This window comes from Thermofilum sp. (genome assembly GCA_038741495.1).
In the GTDB taxonomy this organism is placed as follows: domain Archaea; phylum Thermoproteota; class Thermoprotei; order Thermofilales; family Thermofilaceae; genus Thermofilum.
In genome coordinates, this window is the sequence record JAVYKX010000004.1 from 57,182 (window position 1) to 83,190 (window position 26,009).

A 26,009-nucleotide genomic window follows, 5' to 3' on the forward strand; every position below is an offset into this window, starting at 1 on the left:
GGCAGCGTAATTAAACTTTCTCTCTCACCCCGGCCCGGGATCCCCCAGCGGCTTCTCTCCCCTCCTTCCGAGCTTCTCGACGGCTTTCTTGACGGCGGCGCGGAGCTCGGCAGCCTTCTCCTCCGGGACAGCGTCGTAGGTGAAGACCCATGCCCCCCACTCTATGCCTGCAGGGTACTTGAGCTTGTCCCTCGCCCGGTGCACTGGGTAGAACTCCACGTGCAGGTGAAAGCCCTCGTAGCCGCGGCACGGCTTCTGGTGGAAGACCATCATGTAGGGGAGGCTGAAGCCGAAGAGCTCGTTGTAGGCGGCGACGATGACTCTCAGCGCGTCAGCTAGCTGCTCGAGCGAAGCTCTGTCGAGCTCGTCCAACCTCTCAACGTGCCGCCGAGAGTACACGTGAACCTCGTAGGGCCACATCGCGAAGAATGGCAGGAACGCTGTGAACTCCGCGTTCAGGTAGAGGAGCCTCGAGCCCTCTTCCTCCTCCTGCTTCAGGATCTCGCACAGCAGGCAGCCCCCGTAGCGGCTTTTGTGCTCGGACATCATCCTGTGCTCTCTCTCGACTCTCGGGGGGACAAACGGGAGGATGTACACCTGCGAGTGAGGGTGTGTCAACGAGACCCCTATTACCTCGCCCTTATTCCTGAACGGGAAAACGTACGCGATGCCGGGGTCTGCGCAGTACTGCCTCGTCAGCTGGGCGAGAAGCTCCACGTACCTGAGCAGGTTTTCCCTAGGGATAGCGTCGAGGTCCCCCTCGTGCTCCGGGGTCTCAACCACCACCTTAGCGTAGCCGTAGGCGGGTCGCACCCGGTAGAGACCCCTGCTCTCCGTGCAGGTTTTCGCGTCGGGCCTCAGAGCTGGGAAGCGGTTATCAAGAGCGAGCACATCCCACCCGTATCCTGTCTCCTCCGCTCCAGGGCAGAAGGGGCACTGCGTAACGCTCCTCCAAGGCCGGGTAGCCCGCGAGCTCGAAACTACCACCCAGCAACCGAGGAGAGGGTTCCAGCGGAGTTCGTTGCAACCTGCGCTCACGTGGCGCAAAGGAAGAAAAAATAATCAATTTTTGCCTACAGGAGGGTCGGCAGGAAGAACCCGAAGACCGCGTTGATGATGTAGATCAGCACAGCTAGCGCCGCTGCCCCCAGCCACCCAACGCCCTGGAGCCTTCTCAGCAGGTAGAGCCAGACGACCCAGGCGATCACTGTGCCGAGCGGGATCTCGATTATCTTGAACACGTAGAAGACTACAGCACCCACGAGCGCTGTGAGCGCGGCGCCCGGCAGTGACTCTCTCTTCTGCTTTCCCGGCAGGAACTTCAATGCTAGCCACACTGCTACTGTCGAAACCAGCCAGCCGATAAGCAAGTTGACTAGGCTGCCGACGGTGATGGTCGGCATCAGGTATATGTGGAATACTTTCTTAAATGGTTTTCCAGCATTACATGTCCTGCCATGACGGGTTACTCCAACGCGAGGGTGAAGCTCCCCGAGCGCTGGGTCTTCTTATCTTCGGCCCCAGGCAGGGTGGATTTCCTCAACACCCACCAGGACTACAAAGGGCTCCCCGTTGTGCCCGCCGCGGTTAATCTCCGCACGTTCATCGCGGTCTTAGAGCCTTGCGAGCGCTTCGAAATCGAGAGCTGGAACCTCAGAGAGGAGGGGTCACCCCACCGGGACGTGTTCCCCGCTTCGAGCCCCCCGCTGCTCCATAAGGGCTGGTGGGGAAACTACCTCAGGGCGGTGGTGAGGGCTGTCGAGGAGAGGGTGGGCAGGCCCCTCAAGAGCGGTTTCAGGGCTGTGGTCAGCAGCGAGATCCCTGTGGGCTCGGGGCTGTCGAGCAGCGCGGCACTGGAAGTGGCTTTCGCGAAAGCCCTAGACCACTACTTCAACTTAGGTCTTTCACCCGAGGAGTTAGCAGAGGTGGCTTTCCAGGCGGAGAACAGGATCGCAGGGATTCCGTGCGGCCGCCTCGACCAGTACGCTTCAGCTATCGGCGGCGCGATACTCCTCTACCCGAAGCCCCCCGTGCGCGTCCAGAGGCTTGAGGCCCGCTGGCTGCGCTTCACCGTGGCGGACTCAGGCATCAGGCACAGCGTTGCTGACATACACCCCGTGAGGCAGGCCGAGATCAACAGGGGGCTGAAGGCGCTCATGGAGAACCCCGGGGTGCCCGCGTCCCTGAAGGCGAAGCTGGGCTGGAGGTTCGACGAGCCAGCCTGGGAGGACCTCAGCCTTCGGGAGCTCGAGCCGTACCTGGGAGCGCTAGATGAAGCAGCTAGGCGCCGTATCCTCTTCACCCTACTCACGCACAGCTCTACGCTCCGCGCCGTGAGGGCACTCCGGGAGGGCGATTTCCGCGCCCTAGCAGAGGAGGTGAACAGGCAGCACGAGCTTCTCAGGGACCTCTACGAGGTTAGCTTGCCGGAGCTCGAGCGCTTGAGAGACGCGATGCTGGGTGCAGGCGCGCTGGCGGTGAAGATCAGCGGAGCTGGGATGGGGGGCAGCCTCGTAGCGCTTGCCCCAGGCAGGGAGCGCGAGGTGCTCCAAGCCTCTCTGGAGGCTGGCGCCTCTAGAGCGTGGGCGCTCAGCGTGGACGAGGGGGCTAGGATCGAGGAGGGATAGCGCCTTCGCTTTGCGAGCTTTCTTTCGTGTTTTCCGGCAGGATAGCGGCTCGCGCTAGCACTCTCTCCGCACCGTTAGCCCACTGTGAGAGGAGAATCTCCCCGGGCTTAACCCTCAGGAAAGTGCAGGTGGCAGCGTTCCCGTTCTCCACCCACGAGCCTGTGTTAGCGAACACTCTGCCGTTATCTTCGAGGAGCTCCGGCACGTGGGTGTGGCCAAAGACAGCGATATCTACGCGGCCTACAATGCTCTCGATCAAGCCGAGAAGCTTTCTAAGGGGCTTGCTGACAGCAAGAGTCCTAATGCTCTTCCCCCTTAACCTCCCTCTCGAGAGCCTGCCTGCTAGAGGTTGAATGAGCAGGTACCACACCTCGTCTTGGAAGTTTCTCCAGAGCAGGAGCAGGAGGGGGGACAGCAGGAAGGCTGCGAGGAGCATTACCGCAATCTCCACCACCAGGGAGCCGGCTGGGATGATGGCGATCAACCCGAGGAACAGGAGCGCAGCTAGCCCCGCCAGCACCCACTCCAACCCTTTAGGCAGCGCGAGAAGAGCTTCAGAGAACGTGTACACGTAGGACTGGAGCTTCCAGAGGCTGCGCGTGATGAGGAATGCTCTGTCGAGCTGGTGGCCGTGGAACAGGAGCGCTTTCCTGCCTGAAACCTCTAGCAGTACTGCTTCGGGAGCCACCACGAGGTCCTCCTCCCCCCGTCTCCCGATGAGGTGCAGGCCTGCGAGGATCCTGTCGTGGTTCCCGGCAACGTAGACGACAGTTGCATTGCTCCTGGAGAGCTCCCTCAGGGGCTCGTAGGCTGCGCGCATGACGCTGTGCAGCGGAGCGTTCCACAGCTCCAGCACATCGCCGAGCAGCACTACGAGCTTCGTCTTAGTGCTCCGCAGGTGGGCGAAGAACTCAGCGAGCTCTCTGCTCTTGCTGGCAACCCTCCCCTTAACGTTGAGGCCGAGGTGCGTGTCCGAGAGTATAACCGCCTCCTCCTCGTCCTCGAGGGTTATCAGGGGTAGGGGGATGCCGGAGGCCTCGATGATGTCTATTTTCAAAGCCCCCACCTTCGCGGCTGAAGCCCCTGCATACGGGGGTGATATGTAGCTTTCACTGAAGTCGGTTTTCTCTAGAGAAAAGTCGCTTTCTCCCGCTTTCCACAGCTTTCCTTAATACCGCCTCCTTACCGCTTGTAGGCGGTGAGCGACGTGAAAGCTCCGACGGCAGTACTCCTTGCCGTGTTGCTGGTGCTAGCGCCCCTGGCAGTAACCGTGAGAGCAGAGAACGACCGCTCGGCGGAGGTACTGGTCGAGAACGCGAAGAGGCTGCAGCTGCTTGTACACTTCCGGAACGAGGTTATCGCCAACAGCAGCCTACCTCTCGTCAATGCTACGCTCTGGGCCACTATACTGAACCTTACGGCTGAAGCGGATCTCTACCTGAGCCTAGCTGTTGAGCAGCTCGCAGCGGGAAACTTTACGCTGGCGAAGAACTACGCTCTGTCAGCTATGCGCTTGTACGGCGACATCCTGGAGCTGCAGAGTGAGGTTGCTGAAGAGCTTGGGCTCGAGTTTAGGTTCAAGGGCGCGCTGCCTTTGAACCTAACCGCTTCCGTCAGCAACATGACGGTAGCGCTCAACAGAACCGCGCTCATCCTGCAGCTTCAGGTGCTTGAAGCCCGGGTCGCGCAGCTGAGGGAGCAGCTCTCTAAAGTGGACACCTTGCTCTTCGACATCGCGGACGCGCTAGCGCTCCTGGACAGAGCCAGCGAGATCCTCGCCGAGGCCCGGGCGGCTCTCGACGCGGGCAACCTGACGGTCTCAGACCTGGCGAGAATGCTCGCTGAGGTTAAGCGCATTCTCGGCCTAGTCACTGCAGAGCTCAACCGCGCATCCCTTCACGTTGCTATCGTGAAGGCGATGAAGCTCGGCTGGCTGAAGAGGAACGAGACAGAGTACCTTGAGGACGTTCTAATCAACAGAACGCTCGTAAAGAAAGTCGAGAAGGCCATCCGGGAGAGGGCGTTGAACTGGTCCGAGGTCGAGAGCGTTAGGAACGCGACCAGAGAGCTGGTAGAGAAAGTCTTCAAGGAGGTAAAGAGCAAGGTCGAGAAAGCCGCCGAGAGGGCCGGAGCTGCTGCGAAGATCTCCATCAAGGTTAAAGTCGAGAAGGAAGCGCCTCCCATCACTCCGCCGGGCTGGGCGAAGAAAGCTGAGCGCGGAACCGAGGCTCCGGCTCCTCCGAAGCAGGGTAAGGGGGCTAGAGGCTAGCTGAGCCGGGCCTCAGGCGAAAGATATTATTTTTATTTTTTTGAATACTCCTTCTTCTCATGCCTCTCAAGGTCAAAGTAGGCGTTTCTGAGCTGGAAATCGCCCTGAAGCTTTCCCTCAGGGGGGCGCTCGAAGACGTCGTACGTGCGGAGCCAGCAGGTAATGCTTACGAGCTCCTACTCGCGGGTGGCCGAGCCCTCCTGAAGCTGCTCGGCTCCGAGGACGCGGTAGCGCTCCTGGTGGAGGGGGAGGGGGAGACCGCGGACGACGGGCTCGTTCTAGCTGCTGAGGTGAAGCTGCCGGAGCATAGCAGCGTGCTCGTGTTCCACCACACCTACGACCCACCCGGCTTTCTCGGCGGCCAGAGCGAGCCCTACGACTACCCTGCTGTTAGCGCGGCGCCCGCTGTACCCAGCGCGTGGACTTTCCCCTGGCACACCCGCTCTCTCGCGAGCCTGCCGAAAGACTTGAAGATCTCGCAGCTTCTGTTAAAGCTCGAGAGCGGCTACCTGCACCTCTTGGCCCTGCCGGGGTGGGGCTTCTCAGGATACTTCACGAACCCCGGCGAGAAGGTTCTCACGATTCAGCAGCTCTCAACAGTGAAGATGAGGTGGAGAACAGCACCTCTCCTGGCTGCGGCGCGCGGCTCAACCGCAGCGGAGACTGTGAGCCGCGCGTTCAATGTTGCTGCCCGCGCGCTCGGCAGGGAGTGCCTTCTGCGGAGCCGGAAGCGGAAGCCCTCCTTCGCGGAGTACTTGGGCTGGTGCACCTGGAACGCGTTCTGGAGGGGTATCTCTGAGGAGAAGGTGGTCTCCGGCTTCAAGGAGCTGAGGTCGAAAGCCCCCTTCGCGATGGTGATTCTCGACGACGGGTGGATGGCTAGCCGGGAGGGATCTCTCAGCTCTTTCGAAGCGGATCCCGAGAAGTTCCCCAGAGGCCTAGCCGGCTTGGCGGCAAAGCTGAGAGAGCTCGGGGCAGAGAAGCTGGGCCTCTGGATCACCGTCAACGGGTACTGGAACGGCGTAGACCCTGAGAGCGACCTGGCGAGAGACTACCATGAGGTATTGGAGGATCTCGACGGCACTCTGGCGCCTTCCCCTGGGAAGGCTTTCCGCTTCTTCATGGATTGGTTCAGGAGGGTCAAGGATGCCGGCTTCGACTTCATCAAAGCTGATAACCAGCTTGCAGTGGCATCGCTTTACGCGGGCCACCACCCCGTCGAGCAAGCGTCTTCAGAGTTGCACGAAGCGGTGGAGGCGGCTGCCGCGCTCTTCAACCTGGAGATCCTCAACTGCATGTCCCTCAACCCCGAGCACTTCTTCAGCATGTGGCGCTCGAACACTGCTAGAGCATCGATCGACTACAGCTCTCCCCCGTCACCCTCTAGGTCGAAACTGCACTTGTACTTCAACGCGTACAACACTCTCTGGCTCTCCCAAGTCGCGTGGCCAGACTGGGACATGTTCCAGACGAAAGACCCCTTAGCGCTCCAGCAAGCGGTTGCGAGAGCTCTGAGCGGGGGGCCGGTTTACGTTTCTGACGTTCCGCAGGAGCTCAAAGCAGAGGTCGTCGCCCCCCTAGCGTTCCCCGACGGCAGGGTGCCCACCTTCCCGGCTCCCGCGCTCCCGACCGAGGATATCGCGATGAGGGACCCCTACAACGAGCCAGTGGCGCTGAAGCTCTTCAACAAGCTCGAGGTCCCCGGCCTAGGAGTCTACGGCCTCGTTGGCGTGTTCAACATCTACAAGCGGGATGAGGTGATCGAGTACGCGGTATCCCCCTCCGACGCTGCCCTCAGCGCTGGAGAGTACGTCGCGTACGAGTACTTCTCGGAGAGGTTCGGGAAGGCTGAGGGTAGCCAGGTGCTGCGCGGCAAGCTCAACCCGGGGGAAGTCCACCTCTACGTGTTTGCCCCCCTAAAGCTCGGCTTCTCCCCTGTGGGGAGCAGGAAGCTGTACGTGATGCCGGCCGCTCTCCACTGGGCTAAGGTGGTCGGCAGCGTAGTCAGGCTCGGGCTGGAGCCCGGCTTCCCCATCACCATTTACCTGGAGAGGCAGCTGAGGGTGGGGGACATGGTTCTGCAGCCAGGCCTCAGAGAAGTGACCCCGGCGAAGGTTCCTCTAGAGGTGCGCGTCTGACGCTCTCCGAAGGGAAAAAGCCGCAGCCTTTTCTCAAAGCCGCTAAGGTGCTAGCACCAGGTAGGCTGTCACAGCAAGAGTGTAGGTGAAGATTGCTGCACCCAGCGCGGTGAAGAGGGCTCGGGCTCTCCTCTCCCGGAGGAGCTCTGCTTCGACCGTGACTGTGTAGAGGCCGTACATAGCGTGGTACGTCACCGCCGCTGCGAGAGCTAGCTCGGCCGCTGCTATCAGGGGGTTTTTGAAGGCGCTGATAACTTCCTCGTAGGTGGGTAGGCCCTTGTGCGACCCCTCAAGGTGCACCCTGATTATGTGGGCTGTCACGAATAAGACGAGCAGCACGCCGGTAAGCGCTTGCAGTACCCAGCCTACCCCCTTCTTACCCCATGACATGGATGATCACCACCGCTCCGACTAGGGAGAAGAGAGCTACCACAGCCCAAGCAGCTGCGAGAAGCTCTTTCCGCCGATCTACGAGGAACCCCGCTTCGACGATTGCGGAGTAGAGGCCCAGCGAGCCGTGCGCAACCAGGAGGATCCAGAGGATGATGTCAAACACGAGCCCGACCGGCGAGCTAAAGAGGTTAAGTAGAGCCTGGTAGTACTCCCTGCCGAGAAGGAGAGTCGAGATATCTACCATGTGGATTACCAAGTACAGCGCGAGCACTATGCCCGCGAGCCTACGCAGCCCGAAAGATATGTGCTCCGCGCTCCTACCCTTTACCTGGAACCAGCTCCTAACAGCTTTCCCCAAACCCATCTAGCTCACCTTCACCCTGCCTCCCAGGAGGAGGCGCCTCAGCTTCATAATCTTCTCACCGGGCTTGAAGCCTACAGGGCACTTCTCGCTGCAGTCGAAAGCCGCGTGGCAAGCCCACACGCCGCCCGACCCCGCGACGCTGCCCGGCACTACTCCATCGCTCAGCGCTCTGTGATAAGCTAAGGCTAGAACAGAGGGGCCGAGGTACTCCCCGTACGTGTTGGCGATCGGGCACGCAGAGTAGCACACCCCGCACTCAACGCAGTCGTAAAGCTTCTCCAAGCTCGCGGCAACCGGCTCCAGAGTCTGCGTCTCTGCCGGGTACTTCGAGAACATCCTCGACTTGTCCACTGCGAGGTCGCTGATAACCTCGAAGCCGCGCAGCGGCTCGACGAGGAGCAGGCCTTTCCTAGCAGCCTCGCCGACTTTCGTCACGCAGGCTAGCCGCTCGACGCCGTTGATGAGCATGCCGCAAGCACCGCAAGCACCGTGGTGGCACGCGTGCTCGAAGACCAGGGTGCGGTCGGTACTCAGGCTCACTCTCTCGATGAGGTCTAGCACAGACTCCTCGGGGTCTGCCTCCACGTCGAACACGTCGTAGCGCGGGCGCGTCCAACCCTGCTTCCAGCGCCTTACGATTAGCCTCACTTTCACTCCGACCACCTAGGAGAAGTAGAGCCAGTAGGGCGCCAGCGGCAGCTCCGCAGTTCTAGAGGGTACGCTGACACCCAGTCTTTCGCAGACCGCGTCACCCATCTTCTCAGCCATCAGCCTAGCGGTGACGAACTTCCCCCCGATGATGCTGAGCATGTTCCCCACGCCCTCGCGGGAGTGGTCGATTATCGCGAAGCTCCTGCTCACTTCTCTGCCTGTCTGCGCGGCCTGCCCCACGAGAGGCCTGGAGGAAACGTAAACCGCCTTCACTCTCATCCTCGAGACAACGGGCGCTATCTCCGAACCCCTCTTGATCATCAGCTCCACGTGCTCTTTCGGGATGGACACCCCGTCGGGGTCTTCTACAATCCAGGAAGTTGTACCTATAACCGAGGTGCCTCTCTGGTGTATGATGATGTCGCCGTCCCCCGGCTTATTCAGCCTGTTGAAAACCCGGTTACCGATGCGTCCATCCAGCGCCACCATGACTCCCGGGCTCGGCTTAACCGGTACGTGAAGCCCCGCGAGCGACGCTACTTTGTTCGCCCACGCACCGGTCGCGTTGACGAAGAAGTCTGCCTCGAGCTCGTACTCCCTGAGGGAGACCTTGTCCAGAACTCTAACCGCCCTCACCTCGCCCCCCTCAACCCGGAAGCCCACCACCTCGTTGTACGGCTTCACTACAGCACCGCACCTTTTAGCTGATGCGAGGAAGCTCAAAATCACCTTGAGGGGGTCGAAGGTACCGTCGGGCACGAGGACTGCGGCTTTCAGCTTCGGGTTCAGGTTCGGCTCCATCTTCAAGGCTGCCGCCGGCTCAACCTCTTCGACGGGTATCCCCGCTTCCCCGCACTTCTTGAGGAAGAAGTCTTTGTAAGCTAAATCATCCTCCGTGATAGCTACGAAGAGCCCACCATTCTTCTCGAAGAGGAAGGGCGCTATCCTCCTCAAGGTCTGGTTCTCGAGGTAGCACTCCCTAGCGACCTCCGTGTCCGCAACGTACCTGCAGCCACTGTGCAGGAGCCCGTGAGTCCTCCCGCTCGTCCCCGCGCCTATGGAGCCTCTCTCCAGCAACGTCACCCTGAAACCCCTCAGCGACAAGTCGTAGGCAGTCGCAGCGCCTGTCACGCCCCCGCCTATAACCACAACATGCTTCGAAACTGCAGTCATATCAAACCCGGCAGCACTGCTTTTTCACTAAAGTAACATAATCAAATTTCGGTAATAAGGCATTTAGTAACCGTACGCCCACGGAACCTCCTTCGCCCAGCCCAGAGCGCGCTTCACCGCGGCTTTCCAGCCCGCGTACAGCCTCTCCCTCACCTCCTCGCTCATAACCGGCTCGAACACCCGCTCAGCTCTCCACATCCTCCTCAGCTCGTCCAGCCCCCTCCACAAGCCGCACGCGAGACCAGCAAGGTACGCGACACCCAGCGAAGTAGTCTCGGTGACCAGCGGCCTCACCACTCTCACTCCGAGGATATCCGCCTGGAACTGCATCAGGAAGTCGCTCCTCGAGGCGCCGCCATCCGCCTTCAAGGCTTCGATAGCCAACCCGCCCTCGCTTCTCATCACTTCTACAACGTCCCTGGTGAGGTACGCGATACTCTCCAGGGTGGCTCTGGCCAAGTGCTTCCTAGTAGTCCCCCTGGTGATGCCGATGATCAGGCCCCTGGCGTACGGATCCCAGTAGGGCGCGCCGAGCCCCGTGAAGGCGGGAACGAAGTACAGGCCACCGGTGTCGTCCGCAGCGTCGGCGAGAGGGTTGACCTCGGCGGAAACCTCGATCAGCTTCAAACCGTCTCTCAACCACTGGATCGCAGCTCCTGTGATGAAAACGCTACCTTCCAGCGCGTAGGAGGCTTTACCCGGCTCGGTAGAGTAGTATACCGTAGTCAGCAAGCCCGACTTCGAGTAAACAATCCTATCACCGGTGTTCAGCAATATGAAGTTTCCAGTACCGTAAGTGCACTTTACGTCCCCCTCGCTGTACCCTGCCTGCCCGAAGAGCGCTGCCTGCTGGTCACCTGCAGCGGCTGCCACCGGGATAGCTTTCCCCTCGAATATGCCGTTCACCTCCGGGCCAGTGTAGCCGTAAAACTCTCTGTCGCTGGAAGGCCTCGCGAGCGGCAGGGCCTCCTCGGGAACCCTGCCCAGGAGCTCTAGAAGGTCGCTGTCCCACTGGAGCTTCTCGATGTTGAAGAGCATGGTTCTTGAAGCGTTCGAGTAGTCCGTGACGTGCGCCCCTCCCCTCTCGGGCGTGAGAGTATCCCTGCTCTCCCTGGTTAAGTTCCAGATGAGCCAGGTGTCTATCGTGCCGAACACGGCTTCTCCTTTCTCAGCTTTTTCCCTCAACCCGGGAACGTTCTCGAGGAGCCACTGGATCTTACTCCCCGAGAAGTAGGGGTCAGGCACGAGCCCTGTCTTCCTGTGAACTGTGTCGAGGTGCTTCTCACGCAGCTCATCCGTTATCGACGCAGTCCTCCTATCCTGCCAGACAATCGCGTTGTACAGAGGCTCTCCGCTGCGCACATCCCACACCACCACCGTCTCCCGCTGGTTCGTAACGCCTATGGCTGCGATTTCGTGCGGCTTGACCTTGCTGCGGGAAACAGCATCCTTAACGCAGAGAACAGTCTTCTCCCATATCTCCTTCGGATTGTGCTCTACCCAGCCGGGCCTCGGGTAGATCTGCGTATGCTCCCTGTACGACCAGCCGCCTTTAACCGGTTGGCCATCATCGGAGTATATAGCAGCGCGGGTTCCGGTGGTACCTTGGTCAATGACAAGTAGGTATTTTGCCACGTCAAGGTAAAAGAAGCTTGCTTTATCTTTTTTACCGTGGATAAGCTTAAACTACTTTACTAAAACTACTAAAATTTTAAATTTGCGGCGCAGACAGTTGATTTATTTAAATTTCCTGAGAGCTACTGCAAAGATCGCTTCTTCTGGTACTACACTCCCTTGTACGCTGGAATGAAGCAGCATTCTATTTCAGGAAAACAGGTGGAGTCTACGCGGCGTTCTTCCTCCAGCTCCTGTTCTTCGCCTGGTATCACGCAGCTTTCTCGGTATTCCACGTCCCAGCGCTTCCCTAGCGTAGCTTTCAAAGAAGTTTTTTCCCTTCGATAGGTAAAGATTCTGACAGCTTCGCATATAAAGCATGGGGAGCCTTCTACCTAATGTGGCTCCAATGGAGGCGGAAATCGAGGAGATAAAGCGGAGAATGCTCGCGCAGATGCTCCGCAGCCCCCGGGCTGGTAGTACTGCCTGCCCCTACAACCCGGAGGCTGGCGCAGCCGAGCTAGCGGAGTCGCTGCGCGGCTGCAAGGTGGTTGTCGCGGACTTCTGGGCTGAGTGGTGCGGCCCCTGCAGGATCACAAGCCCCATAGTCGAAGCAGTAGCCAGGAAGTACGAGGGAAGAGTCGCAGTCCTCAAGATCAACGTGGACGAGCACCCAGAGCTCGCCGCGAAGTTCGAAGTGCTCAGCATCCCCACGATCATCGTCTTCCACCAGGGCAGAGAGGTGGAGAGGTTCGTCGGCTACTCCCCCTCGCTTCCCCGCCAGCTCGACTCCCTCGTGAAGGAGCTCCTTTCTTAGCGCGAAACTCTTATATCGCGAGTTCTCCTCGGCGCATGAAGCTCATGAGCGCTCTTAAGGATATTCTAGCTGAGGCAAAGATCATTTCGTTCGACTTCGACGGCACTCTTGTCGACAGCTACACGTACATGAGGGACGTGATCGAGCTTATGCTTCTCCACATGGGAACTCCGCCCAACATGCTGCAGCTGGTTTCCGAGCTAGCTTACCAGGAGTGGTTCAGCCGGGAGAGGGCAAACGCGATGAGCTACGCGGGTTTCGCAGCCCTCCTCGCTGAAGCTGCTGGAAAGAGCGGGCTCAGCCTGCCGCCACCCCCGCCGGATTTCAACGAGCTCTTCCTCGAGGCGAGAATTCAGGCTACCCGGCCCTACCCCTGCGCAGTCCAGCTCTTGGCGGCGCTTAAAGCGAGGGGGAAAGTTGTCGTCTCCGTGAGTGGCAACGACGGAATACCTGGCTTTAAGGAGAGGCGCGTAGAGGCTTCAGGCCTCCTGCGCTTCTTTGACAAGCTGGTGGTTCTGCCCGCGGGTCAGCTGTCGCGCGTGGAGGCGCTTCTCGAGGTTTCGAAGGAGTACGGCGCTGAGCCCAGCGAGGTGGTGCACTTCGACGATAGGCGCGAGGTGGCGTATCAAATCGCGGAAGCGGGCTTCAGAGCAGTGCTCGTGAAGACGGGGATGTGCACCGAGGCGCTGCCCCACCCGCAAGTGCTCGAGGTTGAAAGCCTCTGCGAGGTACTGGAGGCGCTCACCAGCCACCGGGCTTCGGGCGAGGGCTAGGTTTAGAAGCTCCGCGTGGGCGAGAGGCTGGGAGCCATGCCGGACTACATTTCAGTCGATATCCGGCGGTTCACGAGGCTTCTCCACCCTAAGATGGTCTCCCTCGTAGTAGCTCTCCGCGAGGACGGCAAGCCAAACGTTATGCCAGCCTCGTGGGTTATGCCCGCTTCCGTCGAGCCGCCTCTTCTCGTAGTTGCCGTTTCGCCGCGCCGCTACACGTACGACCTTATCCAGCGGCGGCCGGAGTTCACAGTTAACCCTGTCCCGCTCAAGATGAGGGGTGTCGTCGAGTACCTCGGCTCGGTGAGCGGGAGGGATGTGGACAAGCTTGCTCACGCGAAGCTGGGACTACTGCAGCCTGTAGCTGTCTCCACTCCGTGCCTCGAGGAGGCTCTAGCGTGTATCGAGTGCAGCGTGTGGGCGCAGTACCCCTGCGGCGACCACTACCTCATCGTGGGCAGGGTTAGGGCGGCTAGGGTCAGGCGGGACGCGTGGACAGGCAGCCTCTACGACTTGAGTGCTGCCGAGCCCCTGCTGCACCTGGGTGGGGACGAGTACGCCACCGCTTCGCGCGAGCCGCGAGGCAAGGAGCGCGGCGAAGGCTAGCGCGCTTCCCGCCGACCACTCAGACAAAGCTGACCGCTCTGAAGCCTCTCTGGGCGATCAGCTTAGATGACCACTTCTCCGCGAGGAGAGCGAGAAGCATCATCGCCGCAGCTACGGCTGCAGCGTGCGCTAGCAGAGGAGAGGCATGGGCAGTGCGAGCGGAGTATCTCGCCAGGTACGCGGGGCCCAGCAGCGGAATTAGAGACAGTGCCTCGATGTGCTCAGGGTTTAGAGGCAGGAGGAGCAGCCCGAGCTGCGCTAGGCTGGCGATGTCGAGGAGCGCGCTGGGCACGCCTACTTTCACGGACACCGCGGCTAGGAGCACTCCGTATGCTACTGCTTGCGCTAGGAGGAGTGCGAGGGATGCCGCTAGACTCCAGGTGTCGGCGGCTGCTGGAGCTAGGCCCAGCAGCGCTAGGGGTGCGATCACGATAGCAGAGGATATGGAGACCGACGCGAGGAGGGTGACCACTCTGCCGGCGGCCAGTGCGAGAGGCGAGACGCTAGCGTGCACGTGGTACTCGAGCACGCCGAGTAGCGCAGCGTACTCGAGCCAGCCGCCGATGAGCCAGGCGGAGTTCGCGATAACCATCCAAGCTACCATTGCCCAGAAGATCTCGGCTACGCTGCTCTGCCGCCCAACTGCGAGCGCGCCTACGATCGGGATGAGCGCCCAGAGCGCGTCTGTGAGCGCGTTAGAGAAGAGGCTGAGAACGTACTTCCTCAACCTCAAGGAGTGCAGCCAGAGGACTGCCCGGAGCCTCAAAGGTGCCCACCCCTCCGGAACACTGACGATTCAATTCTCTCAGAAGCTAGGAGCGAGGCTGTTAGCCACGCGGACGCGGTGGCTAGGAAAGCGGTTAGGAGAAGCTGCCAGTCGGCAGAGCTGTTAGTAGCGAGGGCCTCAGCCATGCTGAAGAGGTAAGTGGTCGGTAGAGCCGCAGAGACTGCTTTCACTAGCTGCGGCAGGGCTGCCACGGGGTATATGGCTCCCGAGGCTACGAGAAGCAGCGGTATTGTCCAGTCAATCCACGGGGCATCTTCCCGCGCGAGCAACGTGAGCGAGGCGACCAGCATCCCCAGGCTGGCGAGGGGGAGGGCGCCGAGCAAGCTGAGTGCAAGCGCTGCAGCCAGCTGGGCTGGAGTAGCGCCCCCAGCCACCATGAGCGGCGCGAGCTCCGCGAACTTGACTAGAGTCTCAATGAAGTATCTTGGCAGATAGGTGAGCAGCAGGATCTCGGCCATCCTGTGGGGTGCTAGCGAGGCGTAGGTCAAGACGCCTAAGAGTCTCTGGGTGATCGCGCCACCAGCTATATCCCAGAGGGAATCTACAGCCGAGGTGATGAGGATGCTGAGGAGCGCCCAAGCCACCAGGTTCTGCCCTGCGCCTAGAGCTGAGACGAAGAGGAGCACGAGGTAGGGGCGCGCGAGGAATGCTGCAAGCGCAGCCTTGTTGTGCTTGTACATCGATAGCCAGAGGTGCATGCCAGCCTTGACTAGAGCCAGCCTGGAGACCACCGCGATCACCTTTCCCCGACGATCTTGACGAAAGCATCCTCCAGGGTTGGCTCGCGAACAGCGATCCCGCGCAGCTTCAGCTTACTCCTCCGGAGGGTTTCCAGAAGCTCGCTGAGCGCGTGCTCGTACTCGTTCACTTTCACGGGAATCAGTATCCTGCTCGCCGGCCCCTCCCTCCTGCAGGTGACGGAGGAGTAGACGCTCCTAAGGGCTTGAAGAATGCTGCTCTCATGCTCGCAGGATACTCTGACCTCCAGAAACACTGTGTCGGCGACTTTCCTCTTCAGATCCTCCACCGTGTCGATCGCGGCGATTCTTCCATCGCTCAGGATAGCTACGCGGTCGCAGACGATCTCCGCTTCGAACATGTTGTGCGTTGTGATCAGCACGGTCTTTCCCCCCTCCTTGGCTAGGCTCCTAATCAGAGCTCTCACTCTGCGGGCGGACACCGGGTCTAGCCCGAGGGTCGGCTCGTCGAGGATCAGCACCTCTGGGTCGTTGAGGAGCGCTCGCGCGATGCCGAGCCTCGCCTTCATGCCGAGGGAGTACTCCTCGAAGGGCTTGTCCGCATTCTTCAGCAGGCCAACTTCTCTGAGCACTTCTTGGACCCGCTTCTCCAGGGCACTCCCGGAGAGGCCGTAGAGCATGCCGAAGTACTTTAGGTTCTCTCTCCCGGTGAGCTTCAGGAAGAAACCCCTCTCGACGCTGAGCATGACCCCGATAAGCCTCCTGACCTCCCTCCTCTCCTCGACGATGTCGTGGCCGAGAATTCTCGCAGTTCCGCTATCGGGGAGAAGCACCGTAGCTAGGATTTTCACCAGTGTTGACTTTCCCGCCCCGTTAGGCCCGAGAATCCCCAGCACCTCGGCTTTCCGCGCGTCAAATGTGACCCCTTTAAGGGCCTCTACCACAACCTTCTCGCGGCTGAACAGCCCCCTCCGCCTGAAAGAGACGTACCTCTTCCTCAAATCGAGTACCTGGACAGCGAGCATGCGAACCACCTCGGAGAGATGCTTAAAACAGCGCAAAGTAAGGGAGTGCTACTTTTACTACTATTTGAGGCAATTTAAGTTTTTCTTAAAAACGGGAGCGCCCTAGCGGCGGCCGTAGCGCAGCCTGACTGCCGCCGCCAGCAAGGGTGCTAGAAGTGAAGTGACAGCCAGCGGGGCAACTCCGGTAGCGCTTGCCGCAGCTGCTCCAGCGATAGGTCCCAGAGCGTACCCGAAGCCTATGGATGCCTCGAAAAGCGACGTGTAGGTGGAGACGCCCTCCTTTACTGCGAAGATTTCGGAGAGAGCGTTAGCGTAGACTACGCCCTGGCCTACGCCGGCAGCCGCAGCCCCAGCCACCACCAGCAACGGGTCGCCTCCGAGGAGGAGCAAGAGGGATCCCAACAACATGAGGGTGCCACCGGTTAAGTGGCGCAGCGGTGAGGGCAGCTTCTCGAAGAAGAAAAAGGTCAGCGTTCTGGAGAGCAGCATTGAAGTGTTCGCGAGCGAGACGTAAGCGAGGGGGAGCCCGCGCTGCTCGACGAGCAGTGGGTAGAAGGTGAGTACTCCGCCCGACGATACTGAGTAGCTTAGGCAGAGGATCCAGGGGCCCCACGCCCGCAGAGCTCTACCGGTATCTCCTGGAGGATCGCCACGCGGAGCAGCTCTAGCCGGCAGCGAGACGCCGGCAGCAGCTGAAGCTGCCGCTACAGCTGCGAGGGTAGTGAACTGCAGCGAGGGGGTGAGGGATAGGAGAGCTGACGTGGCTGCCGCTCCGAAGAGAGAGCCTGAGCTCCACGCGAAGGAGAACCGGGAGACGCTCCCACCCTTCGAAGAGACGATGTTCTCCACCGCTGGCCAGAAGAAGCCAAACGCGAGGAAGACGGCGCTCGCCGCTGCAGCTATCTGCACCCAGCCGATGAGCCTGGGTATGAGGAGTAGGGAGCCTGCCAGCAGCCCGAGTGCCGCGGCTACTGTAGCTTTCTCGCCTAGCAGGCGGGAGAGCCTCGCGGAGGAGAGGGCTCCAGCCACGTAGACCGCGGACGCTACGCCCGTGAGGAACCCTACCTCGGCTTCAGCGTAGCCGAGCCTGTAGGCGTAGAGTGCGACCGCGGGGGTGAAGAGAGCCTGCACTACGGATGCCGTGAACGAGAGCACGTAAGCGGTGAGCGTACCGGGCACAGCGGCACCCCGCCGGGGATGCTTAAAAGCTGAGCGCAGCTACGATGAGGAACGGTGCGAGCACTGTGAGGATGAAGCCGTGGAGAACGCTGGCCGGCGCGAAGTCCTCCCCGTAAGCGTGGATGTAGACAGGTAAGGTGTTATCCATCGTCGTCACACCGCCTAAGCTGAGCATCACCGACCTAGGGCCCCTGACCAGCGGGACCAGGAGGAACGTGGACTGCTCCCGCATCACGTTCAACAGGAAGGCTGCGAGGCCGGCGGAGGGTCCCGCTACGCTAGCGATGTAAGGGCCCGTGAAGCTGTACCAGCCCATCCCGAGCGTCATCGCTACCGCGAGGTCCGGGGGGATCCCCAGGACTCGCGAGCCGACTAGCCCGGCTAGAACCGATATCGCTACTGCTAGAGCGCAAGCTTCGAGCGCGGTTCTAGCGCCTTCGCGCAGAGCCTGGTGGTTCAGGGAGCTGGAGACGTAGAGCCCGGTGATAGCGATGAGCACAATAACCTCCCAGAAGAGAAGGGAGCCCAGCACTTCGCTGAGATAGGGGGCCAGGAAGCCGGACAGCCACCCTGCGAGTACCACGCTCAGTATCCTCCAGTCGATTCTCGGCGAAAACCTCGCTTCCGCGGCTTTCCCCCTACTCTTCGAGATGAGCGAGGCCGCTAGGGTGAGCGAGACGATCAACGAGAGTAGCGTAGCGGCGAGGATTAGCGCAGACACTGTAGCCTGAACCCCGCTGGAGGCAGCCCAGCAGGAAACCGAGAAGACGACCACAAGGATTATGCCCTCGAAAACCCACGCCGGAGGCTTTACGCGTGAAAGCTTGCCGGCGCCAACGCTCACCGCGAAGAGAGCGAGCACCGCCAGCGAGCTGGCTCCAGCGTCCATACTTCGAAGACCTCCTGCGCTGGCTCCCAAGCTTTTAAATCGCTTTCGTAATTGCAGCTGTACTTGCTTCATTTACGGAATGGGGCTGAATTCCCGCGTCCTACCGAGTCAGGGAGGCCGCACCCGGGTAGGTTTAACAGCTTACAGAACTGCCACCGCCTCCGAGGCGGCTCTCGCGAGTAGCGGAAGGGCGCTGAGCGCTGACACGCCGGCATACGGGGAAGCGTGAAAAGGATGCAGCATCAGGGGCTGAGCGCTAACTGCTCGATGATCTCGGCTAGGCCTTCAAACCCGTTAGGGTTCCCGCTTCTCGTAACGAGGAAAGCCCTGATACCCACTTTGCGCGGATTCTCGTAGTCGTGGACCTCATCGTCACCTATGTGCACTACTTCCTCGGCTTTCGCCCCGAGCTTCTCCATGACTCTCAGGAAGAACTCCGGCGGCTTCCCTGCGAGGGAGAAGTCAGAAGACGACGAGAAGACTCTGCTGATGTACTTGCTCAGCTCCGGTACTCTCTGGAACACGACTTCGATGAACTCTCTCGACGCGCTGGTGCTGATGACGAGCTCGACTTTCCCTGAGAGCCTCCTGAGGAATCTGGCGGCGTCCTCGTAGAGGAAGACCAGCTCCCCAGCTCTGCTTAAAGCCCAGCTCAGCTTATCGGGGAAACCGAACCTCTCGAACCAGTACGAAGGCCTGTACCAGCGGATATCTCCTGGGCCAATCTCCTCGTACGCTTGAAAGACCAGCTTCTTCGACTCCTCCAGGGGGACTCCCCACCTCTCGGAGTAGAGCTGGGGGACTAGCTCCAGCCAGAAGTAGTCGACGTAATTCCGGGACACCAGCGTCCCGTCGAGGTCCAGCGAGACTACACGCAACCTCGCCATGGCGCGCTAATGCCTCTGAAAAGGTTATAAAAAGCGCGGGGGGTCAGCAAGGCCGGGAAGCCTCACAGGTCGGCAGGTAGCCTAAAGTCATCACCACTAGAGTTTTTCCAAGCCTTTAGAAAAACCTCTCGCTTTTCATCTTCCCGCGGAAGCTCCCCGGTGAAGTGAAAAGCTTTAAAGCACGTTAAGAAGCGGGGGCCACGTTCCATGAAGTAGGGTGCAGCTAAATGATCGTGGCAATCCCGGTGCTCGAGGTTGACGGAGAAGAGTACGTAGCCCCTCATCTGCGCTTTTCCCGCCGAATTGTCCTCTACGAGGTCGACAGCGGGGGCTTCAGGAACCTGGATTCCTTCACTATCAGCGTTAAAGAGGATAGTAAAGAGATGCTCGAGCATCTCGTGCAGCGCAGCGTGGACCTCGTTGTAGTCTACGAGGCTGATGAAGAGTTATCCTCAGCTCTCGCGGAGCGGGGAGTGAGAGTTTACAAGAGTCGCTGCATACGTGTCAGTGAAGTGCTGAAAAACTTGAAGGTGGGGAATTCTCTGAACCCCTAGGCCTGCCAGAGATGCTTCGCTCCAGCCTGCTGAAACCTAGGGGAACTACTTCGGGGTGACCTCCTCGAGTGCGGCTCGAGCCCTCCGCAGCCTATCCCTTATGCCGGCCATAAGGAACCGGTAGTCGCTCCCTAGAGCCACCAGCTTGAAGCCGAGCTGTAGCGCGAACTTCAGCGAATCGTCATCTGGGCAGTACATCCCTCCCGGGACGCCTGTGCTCTTGGAAGCGTCTGCAGCTCTCTCTATAGCGAGGCGCACCTCGTCGTCTTTCCAGCCCCTCTTCCCGTAGGAGAAGGAGAGGTCGTTGGGACCTATGAAGAAAGCTGTAACCCCTTCGACACTCAGTATGTCGTAGATGTTCTTCACAGCTTCCTGCGTCTCAATCTGCACTACTACCATGACCTCGTCAGCGCGGTCAAAGTATTCCTCAGTCTTGAGGCCGTAGCTGGCTGCTCGCCTAGGCCCAACCCCCCTGATCCCCTTGGGAGGGTACCTCGTCGACTTCACAGCAAGCTTAGCGTCCTCAGGAGTACTGATCAGGGGGAACAGCACCCCTGCCACGCCTAAGTCGAGCACTCTCTTGACGTACACTGGGTCGTTGAAAGGTACGCGAACTAAGGGCGTCGCGTCACCCCTGACGGCCATGAGCATGTACTCTAGCATCTGGTAGTCGAGAGGTGCATGCTCCATATCGAAAAGGAGCCAATCGAACCCGCTCAAAGAGAGCATCTCGACAACTTCGGGGTTAGCTATCGTGACCCACGAGCCCAGTGCAACTTTGTCCTCTCGCAGGAGGAGAGGCAACCTGCCTATCACGGCACCCTACAGCGCTGCCCCTCTTAATTGAAATTTATCCTAACAGGTTTGGAGAGGGTGATAAATACTGCAAGCGTGAAAGAGGGATGAGAATCATGTACAAGGTAGCAGTGGTGAACTCCCGCTCTTTCGGGGTGAGCGCCCCGGACCTTCTGGAGAAGCTGCGCCAGCACGCTCAGGTCGACTTCATCGACGTGGACAAGAAGGCCCGCGGTAAGGATCTAGCTGAAAAGCTTTCAGGCTACCACTTCATCGTAGCTAGTGTCACACCGCTCTACGACGCCGACTTTATGAGGCTCCAGAAAGACCTTCTGCTGATCGCGAGGCACGGGATAGGTGTGGATAATGTTGACGTGAAGGCTGCTACCGAGGAGGGCGTACTGGTGACGCGCGTTCCAGGCTTCAAAGAGCGCGATGCTGTAGCAGAGCTCGCCGTGGCGCTCGCTCTCGACGCGGTGAGGCGCGTAACCTACTCTAGCCAGCTCGTGAGAGCGGGCCGGTGGTCGGAGAGAGGGAGAATCGTAGGCTTCAACATCGCTGGGAAAACTGTCGGCTTAGTAGGCCTCGGGAACATTGGGAGCAGAGTTGCGGAAATCTTCTCGAAGGGTTTCGGTGCAAGAGTCCTCGCCTATGACCCCTACGTGAAGCCTGAAGACGCCGCGAAGTTCGGAGCTCGGCTGACCGACCTCGATACCCTGCTGCGGGAGTCCGACATAATCTCGCTTCACGCCCCCCTCACGCCTGAAACGTACCACATGATAGACGAACGAGCCTTCGAGAAGATGAAGGAGGGAGTGATCATCGTGAACACCGCCAGGGGGGAGCTTATAGACACTGCCGCGCTCGTCAGGGCACTCGAGTCCGGCAAAGTCGCGGGCGCGGGGCTGGACGTGGTCGAGGGGGAGCCGATAGGGGCTGACCACCCTCTGTTGAGGTTTAATAACGTTGTTATTACGCCGCACATCGGCGCGAACACCAGGGAGGGCTTGAGGGGGATGGATGAGTCGAACGTTGACGCCATACTGAAAGTCATAAGAGGCGAGCCGCCTACCGAGTATCTGGTGAACCCGGAAGTTCTCAAGAGAGGCACGAGAGCTAAGCTGAGAGCTCCCGGAACAGAGGCTTCACTGCGCTGAGAAGCTTCTCGAACTTTCTGAAAGCTTCTCTGTAGACGGCGGTGTTTTCCTCATCGGGCTTCACCTCTAAATCCGGGGTAAATTTCTCTTCAGCTGCTCGCGCAACGTCGGATATGCTGCCAGTGGCTTTCAAAGCCAGGAGGCTTGTCCCCCACAGCGCAGCATCGCCTTTCACGCTAGCCTTCACGGGCACCTCTAGGACATCGGCCATGATCTGCAGCCATAGCCTGGACCTCGCGCCGCCTCCCGTAACACGCACTTCGGAGAACTGCAGCCCGTTCTCCCGCAAAGCTTCCGCCACTAGCCTGAGGTTCAGCATAACTCCCTCCATGAAGGACCTCACAACATGGGACCGTGTATGGTGCTCCTTAAGGCCGAAGAGCACACCTGTAGCGTAGTTGCCGAACGTCGGGAAGCGTTCCCCACTGATGTAGGGTAAGAACAGGAGCCCGCCTGAGCCGGGCGGCGCTGCCTCGGCCTCTCGCGCGAGGAGGTCGTAGGGGTCAAGTCCAGTGGTTCTCGCGACCATCCTCTCAACTTGGCCCATGTTGTCTCTGAACCACCTTAAAACCACGCCAGCGCTATTTACTGCTCCTCCAGGCAGCCAGACGCCGTCGAAAAGGTAGTAGGTTTGAAACCTCATTTCATCGAACCTGTCGACGAGGGGCTCGCTGTGCGCAACGCGAAGCATGGTGCTCGTCGACAGGTGGGAGCTGGCGACGCCCCGCCCTAGAGCACCCTCCCCCACGGAGACCGCAGCGCCGTCAAACACCCCGAGGACGAGGGGTGTGCTGGATCGCAACCCCAGCTCTCTTGCCCTGTCAGCTGGGATCTCCCCGACGACCTTCACACTGTCTTCTAGCTCCGGGAGCTTCTCGGCGTCTACTCCTAACTCTTCAAGCAGCTCGTACTCCCACTCTAGCTTCCGGATGTTGAGGAGCTGCGACCCTGAAGCTGAGCTGCGGTCCATCAACTTCTCGCCCAGCAGGTTGTAGACGATAAACCCCTTAGCGTCTAGGAATGCTTCAGCTTCCCGGTACGTCTTCTCCTTCCTCTCCCTCAACCAGACAATCTTAGCGAGCTGGTAGATCCCGAGCGGGGGGCATCCCGTCTTCTCGTAAAGCTCGCGCGGGCTGACCCTCTCGAGTATGCGGCTGACCGCTTCAGCCGGCCGCCTGTCCAGCCAGGTAATTACGCCGGAAAGCGGCGTCCCGCCTTTACCCAGCGGCACAAGGCCGAAGAGGTACCCTGAAAGAGCTAGTGCTTCAACTTCCTCTACCGCCACCTTGGAGACTACGCTCTTGAACTTATTCAGGAGGAGCTGTGGATCGTGCTCCGCCGCTCCCGGCTCCGGTCTAGTTAGAGGGATTTCCTCGGAGGCGGACGCAAGTATGCCTCTGTCGAAGTCAACTACTGCAGCCTTAATCGTGCTTGTACCGATGTCCACTGCCAGGACGGGCATCCCGCGTTCACTGAGACCCGTTGCCTAGGATGCTTTCAAGAAGCTTGCGCTCGCCCCGGCGGAGGTGCTCGCTCAGCGTTACTTTCGAGATTCCCAGCTCTCTGGAGAGCTCCTCGAGCGAGACCCTCCTCGGCCACTCAAAGAAACCTCTTCTGAGAGCCTCGCTGAGAGCTTTTCTCTGCGGCGGTGTGAGAGAATCTCGCACGAGCTCCACGCTTAGAAGCTGAGACGTCTCCCTGAGGGCTTCCTGGAAGGTTGCCTTCTCCAGGCTGATGATGACACCGTAGCGCGACAGTGCTTTTTCGAGATCTTCGTAGCTTTCGGAAGTCATGAGGTAAAACCTCCTGAGGCCCCCGGAGATCACGTAGGGGAAGAAGGTGTGTCTCTCCGACGCGATGGTGTACTCGTAGAAGTCACACATGCTCTTAGTCAGGAGGATAGTGCACGACGAGCTCTTCTTCTCGAGGATTCTGTAGTCGAGCACCTCTCTCCTCCTAGAGAGTGTCTCCACAATCTTCGGGAATATCTTGCGCGAGTCGAGCAAACCGATCTTGACTAGCGTGTGCGCTTTGTCTCTCGCTCGAATCACGCTGTGCACCTGAATGCTGGTGCCGGGTAGCTTGCTGACCTCGGCGAGGATGCTTGTCGAAGGCTTCATGATGATCCTGTACACCTTAGCGGGCATCACTCCTCTTAGTTCTCCGCTACGCAAGTATAAACGTTGCGTAACACTTGAAGAGGTACCTAACTTTTTCGGTGAAATATAGTTAAGAAAGGTCTTCAGGCTAAAAGCACGTGAAGGTAGAACCCCTCTACGGAATCTACCCGCCTCTAATTACCCCGTTTACCGCGGACGGGCAAGTCGACTTAGAGTCGTTGGCAAGAGTCGTCGAGTTCCTCAACCCATGGGTTCACGGCTACTACATCTGCGGTACTTACGGGCAGGGACCGCTTATGAGGCCGAGCCAGAGGAAACTAGTAGCCGAAAAAGTCATCGAGTACGCGAAGGAAGGCCACAAAGTGCTGGTCCACGTGGGTGCACCGGACACCTACACAGCGGTGGAGCTTGCCCGCCACGCTCAAGACGTGGGGGCGTACGCGGTGGCTAGCGTGCCACCCTACTACTACAAGCACTCTGAGGAGGCAGTGGTCAAGTTCTTCGAGGAGCTAGCGGGCTCGGTGAGCATTCCTGTCTATGCGTACAACAATCCTCAGCGCGTGGGATACCCTATCACGCCCGAGTTAGCGGCAAAGCTGAAGCAGGCGGGTGTTGCTGGCGTTAAGGATAGCAGCTTTGACGTGCTCACGTATATCGACTTTAAGCTCGCAGCTGGTGAAGGTTTCGACATCGTCGTGGGCACAGAGGCGCTCATGCTTCCCACCTTTGTCTTAGGGGCCAGGGCCTTCATACCCGGGATGTCCAACTACCTGCCCGAGCTCGTTTACGAGCTCTTCAAAGCCCTCGAAAGCGGAGATCTAGAGAAAGCGAGAGCGCTCCAGTTTCGCGTGAACAATGTGAGGAGGAGGCTCCACAAGCTCGGGTCTCCCATTGTTCTCACATATCTGCTGCTCGAGGTGAGAGGCGTAAGGGCTGGCCTGCCGCGGAAACCATTCCTTCCTATTAGCGGAGAGGCGGCTGTGAAGATCGCTCAAGAGCTAGAGCCTTTTCTTAAGCGCTGAAAACTCAACCTAACTTTGTTAGGAACCAGCTTTATTAACAGCTGGAGGTTCTTATCCTTGATGAGCAAGAAGATATCGACCCCTCTGGCTATCGTCATAGCCATTGTTGTCATAGCGCTTGTGGGGTTTGCGGCTTGGTACCTAACCCAGCCTCCCGCCGCTCCGCCGACAACACCAACCACGCCTACTACACCTACGACTCCTGCAGCTAAACCCAAGCTGGTCATATGGGGTAGGGCTACCTTCACGCCTCCCCAGATGTACTGGGTTGAGAAGAAGGTTCGGGAGTGGGCGGCTAAGAACAACGTTGATGTCGAGATCACGTGGCTGGCAGTCGCCGACATCGGCAAGAAGCTCATTGCAGCGGTTGAGGCCGGCAACCCGCCTGACCTAGTCATCAACGGCCACCCCGTTGCCATCTTTGCCGAGAAAGGTCTCCTCGTCCCCATCGACGATGTGATCGAGAAGCTGAACAAATCCGATATCTATGAGATCAAGCTGAAGATATGCCAGTTCGGCGAACACTACTACTGCATCCCCACGATGTTCGAAGCCACGTGGCTCCACGTCCGCTGGGATATAGTCGAGAAAGCAGGCGCCCAGGACCTCTTCCCGCTTAAAAGCCTCGACGACTTCTATACAGCTGCTAAGAGGCTGCACCAGGTCGAGCCTGGAGTTTACGGCATCGGCCTCCCGCTGGGGCTAAACGGCTACGACACCTGGTGGACGTTCCTTCACTTCTGGGGTGGCTACGGCGGCGGTATGCTCTCCAGCCGCTCTGTGGCCGGGGTGATCATGGATAAGGAGCCTTACCGCTCTGCACTCAAGAAAGCCTTCGAGATCGAGAGGAGGATCTGGCTTGAAGGCCTCACACCGCCCGACAGCGACCAGTGGGTTGATGCGTCTAACAACAACGCCTACCTGCAGGGTAAGATCGTGATGACTATGAACCCTGCGAGCATCTGGTATGCCCTTATGACGCAGAATCCCGCGCTTGCCGCGAAGACGAAGCTTTTCCTGGCTCCTGTATCGGTGGACTGCGGAGACGAGAGCGTGTTTATCTTCAAGGCCACTAAGTACCCTGAGCTCGCCAAGGACCTTGTTTACTACCTGTTCGCTGACAAAGAAGACTACAGGAAAGGCTTCTGCGAAGCCTCCGGGCTCTATGCGCTACCTATATTCAAGAGCCAGATGCAGGTGATCTCTAAAGATTGGAAGGCCGGCAAGTATCCCGCTTTCGGCGAAGACCCAGCGGCAGCTATCGAGAAGATCAAGTTCATGGAGACGGCGGCGTTCCCGCTCGGCGAGAGGACAAGCCCGAGCGAGACTTTCAGGGAGGGCTTCATCTGGAACGAGATGATACAGCGAGTAGTGATCAAAGGAGAAGACCCGGACAAGGTAATAGACGAGTACGCAGCCAAGCTGCGAGAGGAAGTCAGGAGAGTTTACGGCGGATAAAGGGAGGTGACTC

27 protein-coding genes are annotated in these 26,009 nt (G+C 59.4%); 10 read left to right on the forward strand and 17 right to left on the reverse strand.

Annotation, left to right across the window (positions count from 1 at the left end; all coding sequences use genetic code 11):
- Window positions 1-24 precede the first annotated feature (24 nt).
- Both galT and QXU72_08895 read right to left on the reverse strand, forming a co-directional pair.
- The gene (gene galT, locus QXU72_08890) at window positions 25-1,038 is read right to left on the reverse strand and encodes a galactose-1-phosphate uridylyltransferase (GenBank protein MEM0495361.1); all 1,014 of its coding nucleotides are present in this window, start codon (window positions 1,036-1,038) and stop codon (window positions 25-27) included.
- Between the two features lie 35 nt (window positions 1,039-1,073).
- Window positions 1,074-1,403 (reverse strand): hypothetical protein, encoded by a 330-nt coding sequence (locus QXU72_08895; GenBank protein MEM0495362.1) that lies wholly within the window; start codon window positions 1,401-1,403, stop codon window positions 1,074-1,076.
- A 54-nt stretch (window positions 1,404-1,457) separates the two neighbouring features.
- On the opposite strand from QXU72_08895, the gene QXU72_08900 reads away from it, so the two are divergent.
- Window positions 1,458-2,627, forward strand: coding sequence for a galactokinase family protein (locus QXU72_08900; protein MEM0495363.1), 1,170 nt, complete (start codon window positions 1,458-1,460; stop codon window positions 2,625-2,627).
- Here QXU72_08900 and QXU72_08905 read toward each other — a convergent pair.
- A complete protein-coding gene (locus QXU72_08905; GenBank protein MEM0495364.1) occupies window positions 2,608-3,684 on the reverse strand; it encodes a UDP-2,3-diacylglucosamine diphosphatase in 1,077 nt (358 codons plus the stop codon). The two genes, QXU72_08900 and QXU72_08905, sit on opposite strands and share 20 nt — an antisense overlap.
- Before the next feature lie 150 nt (window positions 3,685-3,834).
- Between QXU72_08905 and QXU72_08910 the strand changes: the two genes are divergently transcribed.
- Together QXU72_08910 and QXU72_08915 are read left to right on the forward strand one after the other, a co-directional pair.
- On the forward strand, window positions 3,835-4,896 hold the full coding sequence (locus QXU72_08910; GenBank protein ID MEM0495365.1) for a hypothetical protein: 1,062 nt from the start codon (window positions 3,835-3,837) through the stop codon (window positions 4,894-4,896).
- A 59-nt stretch (window positions 4,897-4,955) separates the two neighbouring features.
- Window positions 4,956-7,034, forward strand: coding sequence for a Sip1-related alpha-galactosidase (locus QXU72_08915; protein MEM0495366.1), 2,079 nt, complete (start codon window positions 4,956-4,958; stop codon window positions 7,032-7,034).
- A 42-nt stretch (window positions 7,035-7,076) separates the two neighbouring features.
- Here the strand turns inward: QXU72_08915 and QXU72_08920 are convergent, their stop codons facing one another.
- The 5 genes from QXU72_08920 to glpK all read right to left on the reverse strand — a co-directional run bounded on the left by QXU72_08920 (window position 7,077) and on the right by glpK (window position 11,250).
- Window positions 7,077-7,424 (reverse strand): hypothetical protein, encoded by a 348-nt coding sequence (locus QXU72_08920; protein ID MEM0495367.1) that lies wholly within the window; start codon window positions 7,422-7,424, stop codon window positions 7,077-7,079.
- A complete protein-coding gene (locus QXU72_08925) occupies window positions 7,411-7,791 on the reverse strand; it encodes a hypothetical protein (GenBank protein MEM0495368.1) in 381 nt (126 codons plus the stop codon). Before QXU72_08925 ends, QXU72_08920 begins: the two co-directional genes overlap by 14 nt.
- Window positions 7,792-8,445, reverse strand: coding sequence for a 2Fe-2S iron-sulfur cluster-binding protein (locus QXU72_08930; GenBank protein MEM0495369.1), 654 nt, complete (start codon window positions 8,443-8,445; stop codon window positions 7,792-7,794).
- A gap of 9 nt (window positions 8,446-8,454) precedes the next feature.
- Window positions 8,455-9,615, reverse strand: coding sequence for an FAD-dependent oxidoreductase (locus tag QXU72_08935; GenBank protein MEM0495370.1), 1,161 nt, complete (start codon window positions 9,613-9,615; stop codon window positions 8,455-8,457).
- Between the two features lie 63 nt (window positions 9,616-9,678).
- Window positions 9,679-11,250 (reverse strand): glycerol kinase GlpK, encoded by a 1,572-nt coding sequence (gene glpK / locus QXU72_08940; GenBank protein ID MEM0495371.1) that lies wholly within the window; start codon window positions 11,248-11,250, stop codon window positions 9,679-9,681.
- A gap of 388 nt (window positions 11,251-11,638) precedes the next feature.
- Between glpK and trxA the strand changes: the two genes are divergently transcribed.
- Genes trxA through QXU72_08955 form a run of 3 tightly spaced genes read left to right on the forward strand, consistent with a single transcriptional unit; the run spans window position 11,639 to window position 13,425 of the window.
- Window positions 11,639-12,046 (forward strand): thioredoxin, encoded by a 408-nt coding sequence (gene trxA, locus QXU72_08945; protein ID MEM0495372.1) that lies wholly within the window; start codon window positions 11,639-11,641, stop codon window positions 12,044-12,046.
- A gap of 44 nt (window positions 12,047-12,090) precedes the next feature.
- Window positions 12,091-12,819 (forward strand): HAD family hydrolase, encoded by a 729-nt coding sequence (locus tag QXU72_08950; GenBank protein ID MEM0495373.1) that lies wholly within the window; start codon window positions 12,091-12,093, stop codon window positions 12,817-12,819.
- A 15-nt stretch (window positions 12,820-12,834) separates the two neighbouring features.
- Window positions 12,835-13,425, forward strand: coding sequence for a flavin reductase family protein (locus QXU72_08955; protein MEM0495374.1), 591 nt, complete (start codon window positions 12,835-12,837; stop codon window positions 13,423-13,425).
- Window positions 13,426-13,444: 19 nt separating this feature from the next.
- Here the strand turns inward: QXU72_08955 and QXU72_08960 are convergent, their stop codons facing one another.
- The 6 genes from QXU72_08960 to QXU72_08985 form a co-directional block, all read right to left on the reverse strand.
- On the reverse strand, window positions 13,445-14,191 hold the full coding sequence (locus tag QXU72_08960; protein ID MEM0495375.1) for a hypothetical protein: 747 nt from the start codon (window positions 14,189-14,191) through the stop codon (window positions 13,445-13,447).
- Window positions 14,188-14,943 (reverse strand): hypothetical protein, encoded by a 756-nt coding sequence (locus tag QXU72_08965; GenBank protein MEM0495376.1) that lies wholly within the window; start codon window positions 14,941-14,943, stop codon window positions 14,188-14,190. The genes QXU72_08960 and QXU72_08965 overlap by 4 nt, the downstream gene beginning before the upstream one ends.
- 5 nt (window positions 14,944-14,948) lie before the next feature.
- Entirely contained in the window at window positions 14,949-15,935 is a 987-nt protein-coding gene (locus QXU72_08970) for an ABC transporter ATP-binding protein (protein ID MEM0495377.1), read from the reverse strand.
- 102 nt (window positions 15,936-16,037) lie between these two features.
- Window positions 16,038-17,114: a hypothetical protein gene (locus QXU72_08975; protein ID MEM0495378.1), complete on the reverse strand. Its 1,077-nt coding sequence runs from the start codon at window positions 17,112-17,114 to the stop codon at window positions 16,038-16,040.
- 22 nt (window positions 17,115-17,136) lie between these two features.
- The gene (locus QXU72_08980; GenBank protein ID MEM0495379.1) at window positions 17,137-18,003 is read right to left on the reverse strand and encodes a lysine exporter LysO family protein; all 867 of its coding nucleotides are present in this window, start codon (window positions 18,001-18,003) and stop codon (window positions 17,137-17,139) included.
- A gap of 242 nt (window positions 18,004-18,245) precedes the next feature.
- Window positions 18,246-18,890 carry an HAD family hydrolase gene (locus QXU72_08985; protein MEM0495380.1) on the reverse strand — a complete coding sequence of 215 codons (645 nt, stop codon included), beginning with the start codon at window positions 18,888-18,890 and terminating at the stop codon, window positions 18,246-18,248.
- 227 nt (window positions 18,891-19,117) lie between these two features.
- Between QXU72_08985 and QXU72_08990 the strand changes: the two genes are divergently transcribed.
- Entirely contained in the window at window positions 19,118-19,444 is a 327-nt protein-coding gene (locus QXU72_08990) for a NifB/NifX family molybdenum-iron cluster-binding protein (protein MEM0495381.1), read from the forward strand.
- Window positions 19,445-19,489: 45 nt separating this feature from the next.
- Here QXU72_08990 and QXU72_08995 read toward each other — a convergent pair whose 3' ends face one another.
- Window positions 19,490-20,260: an aldolase/citrate lyase family protein gene (locus tag QXU72_08995; protein MEM0495382.1), complete on the reverse strand. Its 771-nt coding sequence runs from the start codon at window positions 20,258-20,260 to the stop codon at window positions 19,490-19,492.
- 86 nt (window positions 20,261-20,346) lie between these two features.
- On the opposite strand from QXU72_08995, the gene QXU72_09000 reads away from it, so the two are divergent.
- The gene (locus QXU72_09000; protein ID MEM0495383.1) at window positions 20,347-21,396 is read left to right on the forward strand and encodes a D-isomer specific 2-hydroxyacid dehydrogenase family protein; all 1,050 of its coding nucleotides are present in this window, start codon (window positions 20,347-20,349) and stop codon (window positions 21,394-21,396) included.
- On the opposite strand, the gene QXU72_09005 is transcribed toward QXU72_09000, so the two are convergent.
- Window positions 21,356-22,858, reverse strand: a complete 1,503-nt coding sequence (locus tag QXU72_09005; protein ID MEM0495384.1) for a gluconokinase — start codon at window positions 22,856-22,858, stop codon at window positions 21,356-21,358. The two genes, QXU72_09000 and QXU72_09005, sit on opposite strands and share 41 nt — an antisense overlap.
- A 7-nt stretch (window positions 22,859-22,865) precedes the next feature.
- Window positions 22,866-23,543, reverse strand: coding sequence for a helix-turn-helix domain-containing protein (locus QXU72_09010; protein ID MEM0495385.1), 678 nt, complete (start codon window positions 23,541-23,543; stop codon window positions 22,866-22,868).
- 110 nt (window positions 23,544-23,653) lie between these two features.
- On the opposite strand from QXU72_09010, the gene QXU72_09015 reads away from it, so the two are divergent.
- Together QXU72_09015 and QXU72_09020 are read left to right on the forward strand one after the other, a co-directional pair.
- Complete coding sequence (locus QXU72_09015) at window positions 23,654-24,538, forward strand: dihydrodipicolinate synthase family protein (protein MEM0495386.1); 885 nt, start codon at window positions 23,654-23,656, stop codon at window positions 24,536-24,538.
- A 60-nt stretch (window positions 24,539-24,598) separates the two neighbouring features.
- Window positions 24,599-25,996, forward strand: coding sequence for an extracellular solute-binding protein (locus QXU72_09020; GenBank protein ID MEM0495387.1), 1,398 nt, complete (start codon window positions 24,599-24,601; stop codon window positions 25,994-25,996).
- The last annotated feature ends 13 nt before the right edge of the window (window positions 25,997-26,009 follow it).

Excerpts from the sequence above, each read along its gene's own strand:
- QXU72_08895 (MEM0495362.1), bottom strand. The coding sequence starts at position 1,403 with ATGCCGACCATCACCGTCGGCAGCCTAGTCAACTTGCTTATCGGCTGG.
- QXU72_08900 (MEM0495363.1), top strand. The coding sequence starts at position 1,458 with ATGACGGGTTACTCCAACGCGAGGGTGAAGCTCCCCGAGCGCTGGGTC.
- QXU72_08915 (MEM0495366.1), top strand. The coding sequence starts at position 4,956 with ATGCCTCTCAAGGTCAAAGTAGGCGTTTCTGAGCTGGAAATCGCCCTG.
- QXU72_08920 (MEM0495367.1), bottom strand. The coding sequence starts at position 7,424 with ATGTCATGGGGTAAGAAGGGGGTAGGCTGGGTACTGCAAGCGCTTACC.
- QXU72_08925 (MEM0495368.1), bottom strand. The coding sequence starts at position 7,791 with ATGGGTTTGGGGAAAGCTGTTAGGAGCTGGTTCCAGGTAAAGGGTAGG.
- QXU72_08935 (MEM0495370.1), bottom strand. The coding sequence starts at position 9,615 with ATGACTGCAGTTTCGAAGCATGTTGTGGTTATAGGCGGGGGCGTGACA.
- trxA (MEM0495372.1), top strand. The coding sequence starts at position 11,639 with ATGGAGGCGGAAATCGAGGAGATAAAGCGGAGAATGCTCGCGCAGATG.
- QXU72_08950 (MEM0495373.1), top strand. The coding sequence starts at position 12,091 with ATGAGCGCTCTTAAGGATATTCTAGCTGAGGCAAAGATCATTTCGTTC.
- QXU72_08970 (MEM0495377.1), bottom strand. The coding sequence starts at position 15,935 with ATGCTCGCTGTCCAGGTACTCGATTTGAGGAAGAGGTACGTCTCTTTC.
- QXU72_08980 (MEM0495379.1), bottom strand. The coding sequence starts at position 18,003 with ATGGACGCTGGAGCCAGCTCGCTGGCGGTGCTCGCTCTCTTCGCGGTG.
- QXU72_08985 (MEM0495380.1), bottom strand. The coding sequence starts at position 18,890 with ATGGCGAGGTTGCGTGTAGTCTCGCTGGACCTCGACGGGACGCTGGTG.
- QXU72_08990 (MEM0495381.1), top strand. The coding sequence starts at position 19,118 with ATGATCGTGGCAATCCCGGTGCTCGAGGTTGACGGAGAAGAGTACGTA.
- QXU72_09000 (MEM0495383.1), top strand. The coding sequence starts at position 20,347 with ATGAGAATCATGTACAAGGTAGCAGTGGTGAACTCCCGCTCTTTCGGG.
- QXU72_09005 (MEM0495384.1), bottom strand. The coding sequence starts at position 22,858 with ATGCCCGTCCTGGCAGTGGACATCGGTACAAGCACGATTAAGGCTGCA.
- QXU72_09010 (MEM0495385.1), bottom strand. The coding sequence starts at position 23,543 with ATGCCCGCTAAGGTGTACAGGATCATCATGAAGCCTTCGACAAGCATC.
- QXU72_09020 (MEM0495387.1), top strand. The coding sequence starts at position 24,599 with ATGAGCAAGAAGATATCGACCCCTCTGGCTATCGTCATAGCCATTGTT.